Origin of the sequence: Streptomyces sp. SN-593 (assembly GCF_016756395.1) — a bacterium.
Taxonomy (GTDB): Bacteria; Actinomycetota; Actinomycetes; order Streptomycetales; family Streptomycetaceae; genus Actinacidiphila; species Actinacidiphila reveromycinica.
Genome location: NZ_AP018365.1, coordinates 3,897,065 through 3,913,092 on the forward strand (window position 1 = coordinate 3,897,065; position 16,028 = coordinate 3,913,092).

12 protein-coding genes are annotated in these 16,028 nt (G+C 71.8%); 7 read left to right on the plus strand and 5 right to left on the minus strand.

Annotated elements, in window-relative coordinates; genetic code table 11:
• The first annotated feature begins 515 nt into the window (after positions 1-515).
• The 3 genes from RVR_RS16360 (at position 516) to RVR_RS16370 (ending at position 3,859) form a co-directional block, all read left to right on the plus strand.
• Positions 516-1,457 (plus strand): DUF3800 domain-containing protein, encoded by a 942-nt coding sequence (locus tag RVR_RS16360; protein WP_202234564.1) that lies wholly within the window; start codon positions 516-518, stop codon positions 1,455-1,457.
• A gap of 509 nt (positions 1,458-1,966) precedes the next feature.
• Positions 1,967-2,644, plus strand: coding sequence for a hypothetical protein (locus RVR_RS16365; protein ID WP_237404784.1), 678 nt, complete (start codon positions 1,967-1,969; stop codon positions 2,642-2,644).
• Positions 2,645-2,887: 243 nt separating this feature from the next.
• On the plus strand, positions 2,888-3,859 hold the full coding sequence (locus RVR_RS16370; RefSeq protein ID WP_237404785.1) for an EcsC family protein: 972 nt from the start codon (positions 2,888-2,890) through the stop codon (positions 3,857-3,859).
• Positions 3,860-4,227: 368 nt separating this feature from the next.
• On the opposite strand, the gene RVR_RS16375 is transcribed toward RVR_RS16370, so the two are convergent.
• Both RVR_RS16375 and RVR_RS16380 read right to left on the minus strand, forming a co-directional pair.
• On the minus strand, positions 4,228-5,652 hold the full coding sequence (locus tag RVR_RS16375; protein ID WP_202234566.1) for a hypothetical protein: 1,425 nt from the start codon (positions 5,650-5,652) through the stop codon (positions 4,228-4,230).
• 387 nt (positions 5,653-6,039) lie between these two features.
• Positions 6,040-8,625 (minus strand): GmrSD restriction endonuclease domain-containing protein, encoded by a 2,586-nt coding sequence (locus RVR_RS16380; RefSeq protein WP_202234567.1) that lies wholly within the window; start codon positions 8,623-8,625, stop codon positions 6,040-6,042.
• A 311-nt stretch (positions 8,626-8,936) separates the two neighbouring features.
• On the opposite strand from RVR_RS16380, the gene RVR_RS16385 reads away from it, so the two are divergent.
• Together RVR_RS16385 and RVR_RS16390 are read left to right on the plus strand one after the other, a co-directional pair.
• Positions 8,937-9,419, plus strand: coding sequence for an MSMEG_6728 family protein (locus tag RVR_RS16385; RefSeq protein ID WP_202234568.1), 483 nt, complete (start codon positions 8,937-8,939; stop codon positions 9,417-9,419).
• A 224-nt stretch (positions 9,420-9,643) separates the two neighbouring features.
• Positions 9,644-10,192 carry an SMI1/KNR4 family protein gene (locus tag RVR_RS16390; RefSeq protein ID WP_202234569.1) on the plus strand — a complete coding sequence of 183 codons (549 nt, stop codon included), beginning with the start codon at positions 9,644-9,646 and terminating at the stop codon, positions 10,190-10,192.
• A 90-nt stretch (positions 10,193-10,282) separates the two neighbouring features.
• Here RVR_RS16390 and RVR_RS16395 read toward each other — a convergent pair whose 3' ends face one another.
• Positions 10,283-10,861: a hypothetical protein gene (locus RVR_RS16395; RefSeq protein WP_202234570.1), complete on the minus strand. Its 579-nt coding sequence runs from the start codon at positions 10,859-10,861 to the stop codon at positions 10,283-10,285.
• Positions 10,862-10,975: 114 nt separating this feature from the next.
• Between RVR_RS16395 and RVR_RS16400 the strand changes: the two genes are divergently transcribed.
• Entirely contained in the window at positions 10,976-11,458 is a 483-nt protein-coding gene (locus tag RVR_RS16400; RefSeq protein ID WP_202234571.1) for a DinB family protein, read from the plus strand.
• A gap of 96 nt (positions 11,459-11,554) precedes the next feature.
• Here RVR_RS16400 and RVR_RS16405 read toward each other — a convergent pair whose 3' ends face one another.
• Positions 11,555-12,691 (minus strand): chitinase, encoded by a 1,137-nt coding sequence (locus RVR_RS16405; RefSeq protein WP_202234572.1) that lies wholly within the window; start codon positions 12,689-12,691, stop codon positions 11,555-11,557.
• A gap of 472 nt (positions 12,692-13,163) precedes the next feature.
• Entirely contained in the window at positions 13,164-14,450 is a 1,287-nt protein-coding gene (locus RVR_RS16410) for a Dyp-type peroxidase (RefSeq protein WP_202234573.1), read from the minus strand.
• An 89-nt stretch (positions 14,451-14,539) separates the two neighbouring features.
• Here RVR_RS16410 and RVR_RS16415 point away from each other — a divergent pair, with 89 nt between their 5' ends.
• Positions 14,540-15,895, plus strand: a complete 1,356-nt coding sequence (locus RVR_RS16415; protein ID WP_202234574.1) for a right-handed parallel beta-helix repeat-containing protein — start codon at positions 14,540-14,542, stop codon at positions 15,893-15,895.
• Positions 15,896-16,028 lie beyond the last annotated feature (133 nt).

The following is a 16,028-nucleotide window of genomic DNA, read 5'->3' on the forward strand; positions in this document are numbered from 1 at the left end:
GCCCCCGGGAGGACCATCTTGCGGTCTCCCAGACAGCCCCCGCCCGTTCAGACCCCAACGTCCGCACGCCCGGTCGTGCCCGAACCGCCAGCCAGACGCGGCCCCACCGCAGAGCCGCCAGCCAGGGCCGATACCAGGCGCAGGCCGTACAGCCGGGCTCCGCGCTCCAGCTCGGGCGGCAGCGAGGGTGACTTCGGCAGGATGCCGCCGTCCCGGGTGTCCGTCATTTCCGCCTGCACGAGTCCTACAGCTGGTCGAACCACGGGCAGCTCAAGATCTTCCGCAGACCGGCCCAGCACACTTCCAGGCCGCCGTGCACTTGGATGGCGTTTTCGGCTTCGCCGCCAGAGCAGGCTGAAACCCGCTCACCAATCAACCGACGGTGACGCCCGTCTTGACTGCCCGTCGCTACCTTGGCAGGATCGGACTCAGCAAGCAAAACATCGCGCATATGGCTGCGCAGACCCTGTGGCCGTCCCTTCGGGGGCGGCCACAGACGTGTTTACGGAGGTTCGGTGCATCTTTGCTACATCGACGAGGCGGGCAACGGGCAAACACTTGATCCCGCGCGGCCTGATGCCCCTCCGGTCCTCGTCGTCGGCGGATTCACCGTGCCCCGGAACCACATCAAGTCCCTCACCTGGGCCTTCCTCGACGTCAAGAAGCATTACCGACCGCAGCTTCGGAACGCGGACCAGCTCTCGGACGTGATCCAGCACGAGATCAAGGGCGCGGACGTTCGCAAGAACCTGCGCGCCGGCAACCACGGCTGGCGGCGTGCGGCCATGGAGTTGATCGCTTCACTCCTCGACATGCTGGAGGCTCACGAAGCGCGTCTCCTCGCTCGTGTGTGGATCAAGGAAGAGAGGCTGGCGTTCGACGAGTCCGGAGTCTACCCGGCCTCCGTCGCCGCGCTGAACGAGACCTTCCAGGCGCAGCTCGCCCACGAGCACTCGCGCGGCATGATGGTGCTCGACAGCCGTACGAAGGTGAAGAACGCCCCCAACGTGCACTGCGTGACCACCCGCAAATACCGCACGGGTGGGGACAGCCTGCGCGGGGTCATCGAGTCCCCGGTCTTCGGGCACAGCGACACTCACACGCTCCTCCAAGTCGCTGATTTGGCGGTGTCCTCCCTCCTGTTTCCGATCGCGTGTCATGCCTACCTGAGCGACGTGACGTGGAATGTGCACTGCGACGATGCTTATCGGCCACTGCGAGAGCAGTTCGGTCAACGGCTGAAGAAGCTGCAGTTCCGTTACCAGGACGCCGGAGGGAAGTGGCGGGGTGGGATCGTGGTGTCCGACCGACGGACGCAGCAGCCGTCGAATCTCATGTTCGGCCCCCGCAAGACTCCTGCCCTTCCTTCGGCCTCCATCCCCTACCAGCAGGGCATGCGGTACGGCGATACTCTGCCGGGGGCAGGAGCAACAGAGGGTCTGCCATCCGCGCCCTGATCGAAGCATGTGAACGAAGACGAGGAGACGGGGTGGTAGCCGCGTCAGCTGCCACCCCTGTCGAGGCAGCGCAGCGTTGCTGCAGGAAGAGCCCGCCTTCTCTGGGAGAAATTTGGGAGACGATCATGGAAAAACGGCCTCCCGAGACCCGCTCAGACCAACCCCCACCCCACCCCCTGACCTGCGGTTTCCCGAATCCCGCAGGTCACGCCAGGGCCTCAACTGCCTTCGGGACGAAGAGGCCGTGGGTTCAAATCCCGCCACCCCGACTCCAAAGCAACAGGTCAGGGCCCTGATCTTTTCGAGGATCGGGGCCCTGAGTCGTTCCCGGGGTGGCTTGGGGGCCATGTGGAAGCCAGCCTCGGCATCCCGCTTCCGGGCGGGAACAACCCGACTCGGGGGAACGCCTGAGACGGGCCCCCGGACGGCGCTACCGTCGCCTCGACGGATTGCCGGCCCGGGGGGGACGCCACATGCAGGAAAGATCAGCGGAACAAGGCTCGGAGGCCGTGCCGACGTCCGGACCTCTCATCGCCGGCGAAGTCTCGCTGCCGGAGGTCATGGCCCGGCTCCGGCACGATCGCCCGGTCTTCCACTCCGAGGCGGACCTCCAGCACAGCTTCGCGCGCGTGTTGTGGGAGTTGGCGCCCGAGGTCAGCTCTCGACTCGAAGTACGCCAGGACGTCCCGGACACGACCGGCCGAAGATACCTCGACCTACTCTGCATCGGACCCTCCGCCCGCACCGCCATCGAGTTCAAGTACCGCACGGCCAAGTGGACGGGTACGGCCGGACCTGACCAGGAGCAGTACGCACTACGGTCTCACTCGGCCGCCGACCTGGCCCGGCTCGGCTTCGTCTCCGACATCGCCCGCCTGGAGCGCTTCGGCAACCGCCCCGACCAGAACGGCCTGGCCCTCCTCATCACCAACGAAGCCGGCCTGTGGCTGCCCTCGAAGCAGAACGACACCCGGGACCGTGAATTCCGCCTCCACGAGGGCCGCACCCTCCCGAACCGACTCCTCTGGGGCGGCGGCGACTACCCACGGAACACGCGAACCCTGCACGGCGCCTACACCCTCAACTGGCAGCCCTACTCACTGCAAGACGGACCCGGGGGCGAGTTCCGCTACCTCGCCGTCGTCACCGACCCGGTACCCGTTCCGGATCTCACGACCCGGCCGTAAGGGCCCGAAGGCTGTTCCGTCGTCGCGCAGGCAACACGCCGTTGCCTCCTCGAAGTCGGTACGGCGTCGCCCGGGTGGCCTGGCCGGGTTGCCAGCTCATGGAGGAGCCACCGTAGTTGAGCCCTACGGGCCAGCTCAGCGGCTGTCCGACCTGGGCGGTAGGGCTCCATTGAACAGCACAGTCGACATGGGGGACCCCATATGAGCGCTCAAGCAGATCCATTCCTCAACGGTGTGCCCCCGATGAGTGACTACGAGGGGCAGGTGTGGGCCGCGCTCAACGCGCACTGGGAACGTCGCGACAACCGTCGTGGACTGCCGAACTGGGCGAACGCCGCGCTCGGTCGCACCGGTGAGGCCGCGGGGAGCGCAGTGGGCCGGGTCAGGGGCGCTGTGCCGGAGGCGGTCAAGGCACCGATCCGTCGCGCGGGTGACGCTGTCGCCACCAAAGCTGCCCGACCGGCGCTCGCAGCCGCTACCGCGCTGCTCGAGATGGTCAACGAGTGGGCCTTGGAGCTCAACGACCCGAAAGGCGTCGAGAAGCTCGCCCGCAAACGAGGTGTGGAACTGGACAGCTTCACCGAGCTTCGGCAGAAGGATCTCAAGTCCTGTGACAGGCTCCTGACCTTCAACACCCTCACGTGGCGGACCGCCGGCGCGGTCGAAGGCGGTGCGATGGGGCTGCTGGCCATGGTCCCCGTCGCCGGCATCCCCGTCGCGATGACAGCGGACATCCTCGTGGTCCAGGTCCTGAGCACGTCGATCGCGGCGCGCATCGCGTACTCCTACGGCTACGACGCCAAAGATCCCGACGAGCAGACCTTCATCCAGCGTCTCGTACGCCGGTCCTTCATGGCCCAGGCAACCAAGGTCGAGCCGTTGCGCGACACCGCTCGGGCGGCGGATGCGCTCAGAGGACGGATACGGTGGTCGGACAAACTCCGCCAAGACCATCACCTCGTGGCCGCCCTGGAGAAGCTGCTGCAGCAACTCGGTCCGGCCGGCTCCAAGGTGTCGGTCCAGGACGTCGCCAAGGTCGTGCCGGTCGTGGGTGTCCTTGTCGGTGCCGGTATGAATGCCGCGATCCTCGGCAGGGTGGCCGCTGACGCCCAGCGGTACTGCCAGACGCGATTCCTGTGCGACAAGTACGGACTGCCGCTACCGATCGCGCTCGCAACGGACCGGGGCGACGACCTCGACGACCACGCCATCTAGCCAGGCCAGCCCGCACGACGACGATCCGGAACTTGTCACATCGACGCCTGCGAGCACCCCGTCCTCAACCCCACCGAGCAGGTCCTCCGCTAGCTGCAGGCCGGCGAAACGGTCCCCTCGAAGCAGTTGATGTCGGATGGACTGTCCGTCGCCGGCGACACGCACCGGCGGATCTACGGCCGGCAGGGTCACCCTTTGCACTGCGGGCGTCGGCATCCGAGGCCGATCGTCAGACCTGACGATCGGCTACCGCACCGCGTCAGAGGCTCCCGACCCGGCGGCCCAGGTCGCCCACGGCGCCACCTGCGACGACCTCGACGACCTCGACGACCTCGACGACGGCACCCTCGTACCGCACGGCTCGCGGGTCACTCGAAACCACCGCCGAAACCGCTGCCGTCTCCGCCACCGCCGCCGCCGAAGTCGCCCGGGTCGAAGTCGGACCCGGAGTAGTCGCCGCCCTCCGGGCCGCCTCCGCCTCCGCCCTCGCCCCCGCCCCCGCCCTCGCCGTCGTAGCCGTAGCCGTAGCCGGGCCCGAAGAGCGACCCGCCCAGCAGCGTGCCGACCAGCAGGCCGGGCAGCAGACCGCCGCCGAAGTAGCCGCCCGCATAGGGGGCGTACGCCGAGCCGGCGTTCCAGTACGGCCGCGGGCCGCGGGCGGTGTCGACCGTACGGGCCAGCGGCGCGTCGCCGTCGTCGATCCGAGCCGCGTCCGCGGCGCAGGCGGGCACGTCGCGAGGGGCTCCGCCGGGCGGCGCCCAGGACACGTCGCGTACCGAGGGACCGTGCCGGGGGTCGAAGAAGCACGGCGGACGCCGTTCGGGCAGCGGCTTGCCGGCGCGGCGGGCGTCGAGCGTCGCCAGGGCGAAGCGCCCCTCCTCCAGGGCCTCGGTGACGGGCTGCACGTCCTCCGGGCGGCGGGCCGCGCCCATCAGCGACTTGGCGCGCTCGTACGCGTCGAGGGCGTGGGAGTAGTCGGCGCGCATCAGGTCGTCGGACGACGGGTCGGCGGGCTGGAAGTCCAGCCGGTCCACCTCCTCACCGAAGGCCGTGATGTCCTCGTCCACGACCTCGCGCAGTCGGCGCAACTGGTCCCGCCGCTGCTCCTCGCGCGCCTTGCGCCGCCGCCGGACCAGCAGGTATCCGCCGCCGGCCAGGAGGACCACGACCACCCCCGCCACGATCGCGCCGGTCGCGCCGCCACCCCCGCCACCGCCACCGCCGCTCCAGGATGCCGGAGCCCGGCCGTCGGTCTGCGGCAGGGCTCCCTTGACGAAGTCGTCGAGTTGGGTGGCGGTACTGCCGCCGGAGGACCGCTGGACCTGCCCGACCAGGTTGTCGACCGCGGCGGGCGACATGACCTGCGGGTCGGCCCCGGCGTCGAACCGGCTACCGAGGTGGAGGGCGTAGAGGCCGGTGATGCCGACCGCCGAGCGGAGGTCCTGGAGGACGGTCCGCGCCGGGAACTGCGCGGTGGCCGGCAGGACCGCCACGAAGAGCGGTTTGTCCGCCGACCTGATCCGATCGGCCAGCGTCTTCGCCTGGCTCGGCGTGAGCTGGTCCGACACGCGCGGATCGACGTAGACGGGCCCCTTCCTGAGCTGCTCGGCGACGGTACCGATGGCGGTCGCGGACTGCGCGGTCTGCGCGAAGGGCGCGGACGGCGCGGAGGGCGCGGCCTGCGCGGGGGTCGCGAGGGACGTGCCCGTGAAGGCGATGACGCCGGTGAGAGCCGCGGCGACGGCGAACGGCACGGCGCGCCGCCGGAGAAGCCGTCCAGGACCGTAGCTCATGATGGCGTCTCTCCTCGCTGCCGTCCCACTCGCGGCCTTCTCGCCGCCTTCTCACCGCACATCGGCAGATTACCGGACATAAAGGCACGGAAGGTCCAGCGGCCGACGCGACTGACGCACCATCAGCCTTCTGCCCCACATACTCCGGGCCGGGCCGTCGGACGTCTCCGTCAGGACGATGTCCCGCCGGTGGAGGCGTGGGCGCCCGGCCGGGACTCCGGCTGCCATGACTGCGATACGTCTTCAGGGTCTCCGCGGGGATCGGGCCGTCAGCGGCCGCGTTCCCGAGCCCTGTCGGCCCCCCGGTAACCAGCCCTGTCGGCCCCTCGGTACATAGCCGTGTCGGCCCTTCGGTAACCAGCCCTGTCGGCCCCTCGGTAAGCGGCGTCAGAGCGTGTCGGCTCCTTCCCCCGCCACCCGGCGGCGGTTGGTCCGCGCGACGGTGTGCGCGAACCACTCCAGTACCGCGCAGAGTTCCCCGGCGTGTTCCGCGAAGACCTCCAGCGGGAAGGACGGGCGCAGGTCCAACTTGGCCTCGGCCAGGCCGATGCCGTCGATGGCGTTCAGCCGGTCCAGCAGTTCGCGGCGCAGGGACTCGTCGTCGAACGGGGGACGTCGCTTCAGGTACTGGAAGACGACCTCGACCGTGCCGGACACCGGGTAGATCCCCAGGGGCCAGGTCGTACGGAGATCCGGAGTACCGTCCAGCCGTGCCGTGGGGAAGCAACTCGTCTCGTTCGCCCGGCCGTAGGCGAGGTGGCCGCCCTGTTCCTCCCAGGAGTGGAGGGCGCGCAGGACTCCGCCGGCGGTCTGCTCGGTCTGGTTGTCGCGCAGTTGCGCCTCGAACCGGGCGGCGGCCGATGACCGTGCGCTGTCGCCGGCCGGAGCCAGGTCCGCGGAGTCCTCATCGGAGTCCCTGCCCAGAAGTGCCGCGAGGTCGGACGTCGTCAGCCGGTGGGAGCGTCGGGCCCGGCCGACCTCGTCGAAGGGAACTCCCTCTGCTTCCAGCCGGGTTCGCGCGTCACCGGACTCCTCGCCGTCCGGCCGGCGGAATCCCGCGGAGACGCGGCCGTCCGCCGTCAGCACGCGGTAGGCCCCGTGGAGCCCGGCCTTGGTCGCCAGGTGCTGGCCGACGGGGACCGCGTGGGTGCCGATCAGCGCCGCGACGTCACCGTAGGTGGTCCAGGTGCCGGCGGGCATGGCGAGGAGAGCCCCGCGCAACTCCTTCCAGCCGGACCACTCGTCGTCGGCCAGGGTCGTCCCGGCGATCGGGCCGGGCCACAACCGCACGGCACGCTCCGCGAGTTCGCCGGCGCGGGCCAGGACCTCGGCCCGGCCCCAGCGCTCCTGTCCGGCGATGGCCTGGTTCATGCGCAGGGCACTGGAGTCCAGGATCTCCTGCTTGCGGCGGAAGGGGTGGTTGGACAGCTTCGCGTTGTCCGCGGACAGCGTCAGGTTTCCCAGCGTGTGGACGAGCGAGGCGTGGAGTTCCTCCGGGGTCTGCCCGTCCTGGGTCTCCTCGGCGAGCAGGTCCAGCCACTGGTGGGCCGGGTGCTGCGGGAGGACGTGCTCCACCGTGAGGTGGGCCTTGGCGTAGTCGACCGGCTCGCTGCTCCCGTAGCTCTCCTCCAGCCTGCGCAGCACCTGGAAACGCTGGTTGCCGCGGCCGGCCTTGTAGAACGGCCGGGTGCGGACGGCCTCGCGGACCGCGTCGTCGTCGGGCCAGACGCGGGCTCCCACCTGGTTCTTGGACAGGAAGCGGCGGACCGCCTCCGCGGGGTCGTCGTCCTTCTCCAGTTCCTTGGGGATCTCCATGAACACGCGGTTGCTGCCCATGGTGGAGTAACCCGCCAGCAGCCGCCGCACCATGTAGCTCTCGGCGTACGCGAGCGCCTGGGCCGCCTGGCGGCCCGTGGCCCGGCCGGCGTCCACCCGGTCGAGGAGCACGAGCGCCAGCGGGTAGTGGGTCTGGCCGCCCCAACGGGACATCCGCTCCAGGACTTCTCGGAGGTCGGGGTCCGGTTCGCGCTCGGGCTGGAGGATGCGCACGAGGCGTTCGGCGCGTCGCGCGAGAGCCGCGATCTCCTCCTCCAGGGCCGCCTCGTCGGCGCTGATCGGTTCCAGGCGCCGCTTCTGGTCGCGGTAGATCTCGCTCTGCTTGGCCCTGTTGTTGCCCGCCACCACCAGGTCCAGCCACACCAGGAGTTCCAGGTTGGCCGGCCCCAGGAGCTCCTGCATCGGAAGCCAGCGGCTGCGGTAGACGTGCTCCCCGCGGGTCGGCAGGCACATGAAGAGGTAGTTCCGCAGCAGGTCGCTCTGGCTCAGGCCGACGCCGGTGTTGTTGATCGACTCGAAGATCCGGTAGACGTTGTCGCCTTCGGCCGCCGTGATCTCGACGATCGACAGCAGCCCGCCGAGGACGGCCTCCACCGTGTCCGTCCACGCCTCGCCCCCGCTCTCCTCCCCCTCGGTCAGCGCCGACAGGAAGAAGCGGTAGGCGGCGCCCACGTTGCCGGGGCCGCCCGCCTTCGGGGAGTTCTCGATGCAGGCGGTGAACGCGTCGCGGTCGGCCTGCGTCGGCAGCAGGCGGTAGTGGTCGTCGCCGCTGCGGTACTTGTTGACGAGGACGAGGTCGTGGATACGGTCGGCCTTCTGCTCCGCTCCCCGCGCGCGGTGCCGGTCGCGCAGCGCGGTGAAGGCGAGCATGAGGGTGGTCAGCCGCTGCTGCCCGTCGACGACGAGCCAGCGCTGCATCCCGCCCGCCGTGATCCGGCCGGGCGCCAGCACGACGGACCCGAGGAAGTGGGCCGCGGGAGCACGGTTCTCCGACTGGTCCTCGACCAGTTCCCGGACGTCGTCCCAGAGTTGCCGAAGCTGCTCGCGCTCCCAGCTGTACGTCCTTTGGTACAGGGGCACCTGGTACTGCTTCTCGCCCTGGACGAGGTTCTTGAACGTGGTCTCCTGAGCGTGCACGCGCGCCTCTCCCCCAAGGTCGGTCGATCGGCTCCCATGCTGCCATCGCCGCTGGGCAGGGGTGTCGATATCCGGGCACCGAGGCACGAGTCGGCCTCCCGGAGCGGGAATCCGCTCCCGTGGGCCCGCTGCCCGGACGGGCGGTTCAAGAACGGCAGCCGGGACGCGTTGCCGTGGGGACGATCGTTCTTCCGATCGGCGCGGCGCACGGCTGATGATGCTTTCGGGGACCTGGGACGCGTCCACGCCCGACGCGGTGGGTCCCGCGTGTCGTCGGCGGTCGGCCGGGCGCGCTCGGCTAAGTCGTACAGGTGCAGACATTCCTTCCCTACGAGGACTTCGAGGCCGTGGCGCGGGTGCTCGACCCGCTGCGCCTCGGCAAGCAGCGGGTCGAGGCCATCCAGGTGCTGCGGGGGCTGACCGTGCCCGGGTACGGCTGGCGCCATCACCCGGCGGTGCGGATGTGGACGGGGTACGAGGAGGCCCTGGTGCGCTACGGCCTGGAGATCTGCCGGGTGTGGACCGAGGCCGGCCGGGCCGACACGTGCGCGGAGACGCTGCGGCGCGACCTGCCGGCCCGGGCGCGCGCCTCCCGGAAGGCCCGCGTGCGCTCCGAGGCCGAACTCGCGCGGGACGGCGACCTGCCGCCCTGGCTCGGCGATCCGGCCTTCCACCTCAGCCACCGTTCGGCCCTGGTGACCCGGGCGCCGGAGCACTACCGCCGCCACTTCCCCGACGTGCCGACCGGGCTGCCGTACGTGTGGCCGTCCTCGGACCGGGACCCGTCGCTCTGAGTCCCGCGGGACGGAGGTCCACCGCGTCCGCATGACCCGAGCGCGCCGAGACGGTCGGCGAAGGGGCCGAGGCCGTACGGGGCGCTGTGACGGGAAGGGCGCGGGTGTCGGGGGGCGTCGCTAGGGTCGGGGGTGCGGCGGGCTTCTCGACCGTCTAGGGGGGTCAACCGCTCGGCCACGGGGCTCGGTTGTGGCCCCCGTGCACCTACGACGAAAGGCGCAGCGTGACCGACCACCGCACGCTCCTGGACCGGGTACGCGGCAGGGCCGACGAGCAGACGGCGGACCTGCCCCCGTGTGTCGGTGAACAGGACGTCGCCCGGGCCGAGTCCGCGCTCGGGTTCGTCCTGCCGCCGCTGCTGGGCGGGTTGTACCGCCAGGTCGCCAACGGGGGTTTCGGACCGGAGTACTTCCTGCTTCCGCTGACGGGTGAGGGGCGGACCGTGGTCGGGGAGTACGGTTCGCTGCGCACGAGCACGTCGGAGAGCTGGCCGCACGGCGTCCTGCCCGTCCTGGACTGGGGCTGCGGCATGTACGCCGCCGTCGACTGCCTGCGCCCCGGGGCTCCCGTCCTGCTCTTCGAGCCGAACGCCGTCGGCGAGGACTGGGCCGACGCCTGGTTCGAGGACTCCCCCTCGCTCGCCGCGTGGCTGGCCTCGTGGGTGGAGGGCACCGGCTGGTGGGAAGAGGAGGTCATGATGTCCGAGGACGCCAGAGAACTCGTCCCCTGGCCCGACGCCGCCCGACGGATCGCCGGGAGCGGCCGGGACTGAGCGGGGACGGAAGAACCGTCCGGTGCACCAGCGGAGGGTCCCCCGAGCAACCGGAACGCGTGGACGGAGCGGCGCGACGGACCGCGCCGGTCAGTCGTCGGCTGCGACGAGGAGCGTCAACGACCCCTGAGCGTCGTCGATCGCGAGGAACTCGTGGAACGCGCCGTGCACCCCGCCCCAGTCGTGCACCGCTTCCGCGCCGAGATCGCGCAGGCGGTACAGGCGCGAGGCCGCGTCCACCACGGCGAACAGGACGGTGTCGAGCGTGCGTTCCAACTTCCGCGGGAGCGCGCCGTACTGGTGGGCCCAGGCCCGGAGCACCCGGATGGCCTCCTCGCGGCTCACCGGCCGGTACGCGTCCGGTCCGCACGAACGGAGCCAGTAGGGGCCGTGGCGCGTGCCGTTCGGGTCCACGCCCCCGCCGGCGTAGTCGTCACGGAACTGCTCGTGGGCGGTGACGGCCGCCAGCAGTTCCCCGTCCCGAGCGGCGCCGGGCCGCGCAGCGCCGGGACCCGCGGCACCGGGTCCCGCGGAACCGGTCCCCGTGGAGCCAGGCCGAGGACGGAACGACCGGAGGTCGACCCACCGGTAGCCGTGCCCGCCGCCTTCGGGAAAGGCGTGGTCCCTGAAGTTGACGAAGGTCAGCCCCGCGAGGTCCAGCTCGGTCACCCGGGCAGGGTATCCGGGGCCCGCGTCACCGACGCGCCCGGTGGGCCGGGGCGGCACGGCCGGCATCCGTACGGGACGCTGGAGGACGGGAAGTCGCGAAGGGGGAGGGCAACCATGACGGGACCGTTCGATGTTCCGCTGGAGGGCGAGCGCGTCCAACTCGACGCTTTCGTCGAGGAGTACCGCGGCGCGCTCGAACGCACGCTCGACGGGCTCACCGAGGAGCAGGCGCGCCGGCGGCTCGTCACGTCGTCGACCACGCTGCTGGGGCTGCTCAAGCACGTCACCTGGATGCAGCGGGTCTGGTTCGAGGAGTGCGTCGGCGGCACACCGCGTGGTCGACTCGGCCTGGTGCAGGGCCCGGAGGAGTCATTCCGACTCACCGGTGACGACACGGTTGCCTCCGTCACGGCGGCCCACCGGACGGCCTGCGCGACGGCCCGGGCGGTGGTCGCCGGCATGCCGCTGGACGCCGTCGTCACCGGCCACCGGGCCGGCCCGCGCACCCTGCGCTGGGTGTACCTCCAGGTCCTGCGCGAGTTGGCCCACCACTGCGGGCACGCCGACATCCTGCGCGAGCAGGTGCGGGCCCGCTGAGCAAGGAGACGGACGAGCCCCGGCCGGCACCGGGGTGATCGGTGCCGGCCGGGGCCGTCGGAAGGGCGGGGTCCGGTCGGGCGCCGGACCCGGAGGTCACATGCGCCGGCCCCGACCAACCTGGTGCGGCGCGGACTTGTGCGCCGGACCGGTGGAACGGCCGTTGTCCCAGTGCCAGGCGGGGTGCGCGAACGCCTCGAAGGTGTGGCTGAAGAACCAGTCGCTCTGCGCCACACCGGAGCAGACACCGGCGCCGGTCGTACCGGGGCAGCCCCCGTTGTCCCGCTGGAGCGCCCAGAACGAGAGGGTGTTGATCCCCTTCGCCGCGGCCCAGTGCTCCACCGTGGCGGCGTCCGCCGTGGTGAACGTCTCCGCCGGACCGTAGTCGTCGATGCCGGGCATCTCGGTGACACCGATCCGCCCCCACAGCCGCGCGGACGGCACCGACGGGTAGAGCGCGGCCAGTTGGGCGTGCAGGCCCGCGGCGGCCGTCTCGGTGTCGGTCGCCATCTCGTGCGCCGCGCCGTCGTAGTAGTCGAACGTCATGATGTTGACGACGTCCACCCGGGCGTGGTTGGCGACGGCGTTCTGGAGCACCGCGAGGCCGGTGGCGCCGAGACCGGACGTGGTCGACGGGAGCGTGTACGAGAACTGCACGGTGCGGTGCGTGCGCTGCGCCCACTCCTCGACCAGGGCGACCGCCTTGTTGCGGCGGTCGATGCCGGCCGTGTCGGAGAGCGCGTCGACCTCGACGTCGAGGTCGATCCGGGTCACGCCGTAGGTGGTGACGAGGCTCTCGTAGACCTTCGCGATCGACTGGACGTCGGTGCAGCTGTCGGCGATGTCGGTTCCGGTGGAGTCCGCCGCGTAGCCGCCGAACGACGGGATGGCGTCGCCGCCGCGGGACTGGAGGGCGGCGATGTCCTTGCCGTAGACCGACTTGGACACCGGCGTCGTGGGGTCGCCGTTCCAGGTCGCCGTGCAGGAACCGGCCGCGGGTGTCTGGAGGAACGCCAGCGTCAGGTACGTGTTGTGGGACTGGGCCGCGAGGGCGGCCGGGCTCCCACCGTTGTACGTCTCGTAGTACGGCGCGACCACGTGGGCCGGCATGGGCGCCCGGGAGGCCGGCGCGGCGGCCTGCGCGGTGCCTCCCCCCGCCACCACCAGTCCGGCGGACACGGCGGCGGCCGCCGCTGCGGCCAGCAGCGCGCGAACAGGTCCAGATCGTCTCATCAGTGCTCCCACCAGAGGAATTGAGCAGCAGAACACCAGCACCAGCGGAACAGCTTGGGGCCCGCCCGGGTCCAGCGATGTCCGGGCGCGCTCGTCCGGTCACGACGCCTTTCCGGGGCACGGGAAAGGCCCCGCCGGGCCAGGGAATCGACCTGACGCGCATGACTGGGCCCATATTTGGTCTAGGCCAATGATCTGTCAAGAGCGAGCCCCGCACCCGCGAAACCGAGCCTTCACCCGGTCCCCCGCCGACGGATGCGCACGGGACGGGAGGGGCTGCGGGGGCGGGCGCCGGGGTCGGGAGCGGGGCCGCGGGCGGGCGCGGGGCCTTGGGCGGGCGCGGGCGAAGGGGGCCCGGGGTGAAGGGGCCCCGGGTGAAAGGGGCCCCGGGTGAAAGGGGCCCGGGGTGAAGGGGCAGGCCGCGTCGGCGCGTTCGCCGGCATCGACGAGCGCGCGCCGCGCACAGGCGGCGTCAGGGGAAGAGGGTGGAGCCGAGGGGACGGTTCGGGGTGAAACCGGGCAGGACGAGGAAGGTCGCGCTCGCCGTCGCGGTGGTGAACCCGAGGAGCGCGTCGGAGTCGTCCATGTGCGCGAGAGTGCTGGTGAAGGTCCGCAGGTCGTTCTGGAAGCTGACGAACAGCAGCCCGGCGGTGGGGTCGTCGATGCTGTACGAGCGGCGCAGCATGAGGCCGGCGCCGACCGCGTTGGCGTTCGCCCTGCGGACGTGGGCGTCGGCCGGGACGAGGTAGCGCCCGTCCGGGGTCTTGGCGCCGAGGGCCGGGTCCGCGGCGACGGTGCCGCCCGACAGGGGCGCGCCCGTGGTCCGGCGGCGGCCGAACACCGCTTCCTGCTCGGCGACGGACAGCGCGGCGAACCGCGGCAGGTCGAGTTCCATGCGGCGCACCACCGCGAGGGTGCCGCCCGCCACCGGGGCCGGTCCGGCCAGCCACAGGTCGCGCGCCTGCGCGGCGGCGGTGTGCGGACCCACGATCCCGTCGATGAAGCCGAGCAGGTTGCGCGGCGCGGTGAGGGTCCGGTCCACGGGGACGTTCGCCCCGCGGCGCGCGGACTGGCGCCAGCGTTCGCGGAGGCGGCCGCCGGCCCGGTCCAGGAGCGCGGTGGCGACGACCGCGGGCACCAGCGCGTCGCTCGCGCAGATCTGCAGCAACAGGTCGCCGCCGCGCGCCTGGGAGGTGATCCGCTCGCGGGAGAAGCGGGGGAGGTCGGTGGCGCCGGGCAGCGACGGACCGGCCGCGCGTACCAGGCGGGGCCCCACCCCGATCGTGACCGTGAGGTCGCCCGGCGGCAGGCCGAGCAGTCGGGCGTCGGTCCCCGAGGCCAACGCACTGACGGTGGTGCCGAGTTCGGCCAGCAGTGACCCGACGTCCCCGGTGAATGTGGTGGACGTGGTGGACGCGGCACCCCTCGTGGAACCGGTGGACGCGAGGTCGGCGACCACCACCAGCAGGTTGCCCTGCGCCGGCTGCGGGAGGACGACACCCGCCTGGTGCGCGCCCGTCGGCGGAACCGCCCGAACCGGCCCGCCCGGCAACGCCGTTGCCGCGCCGGAGGAACCCCCCGCACCGGCGGGCGGTGCACCCGAGGCGGTACCCGGAGCAGTACCCGACGCGGAGCCCGAAGGCGCCCCGTCCGACGTGGCCGCGTCCGACGTGCACCCCGCGGCGAGCCCGAGGGCCACCATGGCCCCGGCCGCATCGAGGAACCCGCGGCGTGACGGATGGTGATCGGGCGGACGCATGATGTGCAGCGTGCCACACCGGCAACCCCGTCTGCTGCCCAACTCCGCTATTCCCGCGGAGCCTTCACCGCCGTGTCAGACTGTCCCCCATGCCTCGACCAGCACGTCGCGTGACGGCCGCCTTACTCTGCGCGCTGGCGCTCCTCGCCGGCTGCAGCGGCGGCGGCAGTGGCAGTGGCAGTGGCGACGGATCGGACAAGGGCCGGCGGCCCAGCGGCGCGCACGTGGCGATCCGCGTGCCCGCCGACGCCCCGACCATCTCGGCCGCGGTGTCCCTGGCCCGGCCAGGTGACCTGGTGCTGGTCTCGGCGGGTACGTACCACGAGTCGGTGCGGATCGACACCGCGCGCGTCACCCTCCGCGGCACGTCCCGGCAGAAGGTCGTCATCGACGGCCGGCTGCGCCAGGCCAACGGCGTCGTGGTCGCCGCGCCCGGCGTGGCCGTGGAGAACCTCACCGTGGAGAACAACACCCAGAACGGGGTGCTGGTCACCGGTTCGGCGGCGGCCGTCGCCGGGCTGCCGGGCAGCGGCGGCTACGACACCGGCGACGAACCCGTCACCCTCCTCAGCTCGTTCCTGGTCTCCTACGTCACCGCGACCCGCAACGGGCTCTACGGCATCTACGCGTTCTCCGCGCGCGACGGCGTGATCGAGCACTCCTACGCCTCGGGTGGGGCCGACTCCGGGATCTACGTCGGGCAGTGCAAGCCCTGCGGCGTCGTGGTGCGGGACAACGTGGCCGAACTCAACGCGGTCGGCTACGAGGGCACCAACGCGAGCGGGGACATGTACGTGGTGGGCAACCGCCTCGTCGGCAACCGCGTCGGCCTGACCACGGACTCCGACCACCAGGAGAAGCTGCTGCCGCAGCGCGGCGCCGTCGTGGCGGGCAACCTGGTCGCGGACAACCAGCAGCCGCTCACCCCCGAACAGGCCGACGGGGGCTGGGGGATCGGCATCGGGGTCGACGGCGGAAGCGGCAACGAGTTCGTCCGCAACCGGATCACCGGCAACGCCGACGCCGGGTTCGTGATCACCGCGAGCGCGGACCTGCCGCCGGACGGCAACCGCGTCACGGACAACGTCTTCGCCGCCAACGGCGTGGACGTCGGCTGGACCTTCCCCCACGCCACCCGGGGGCAGGGGAACTGCCTCCAGGGCAACACGCTCCGCACGACCGTGCCCGCCCGGCTGACGACCACCGCGTCCTGCCCGCTCCCGGCGTCGTCACGCAGCCCGTCGGGCACGTGGACGAGGCCCACGGCGCCCGCCGGCATCCCGTTCACCGACGTGGCCGCGCCCGGCCCGCAGCCGGAGTTCCCGCACGCGACCACCGCCGGCGCCACGCTCGTGCCGTCCGCTCCCGAACTGCCGGACACCGCGCGGATCGCACTGCCGTCGCCGTCGCTGCTCGCCGGCGGCGCGCGGGTGCGGATCGCGTGAACCGGGCCGCCCGGCACCGGACATGACGACTTCGGCGCCCCGGCCAGCCGGACACCCGGCCGCCCGGCCGCCACCCGAACGACCGGCCACCCGGTCGACCCGACCACCGAACAACCCGGCGGCGTACGGGAAC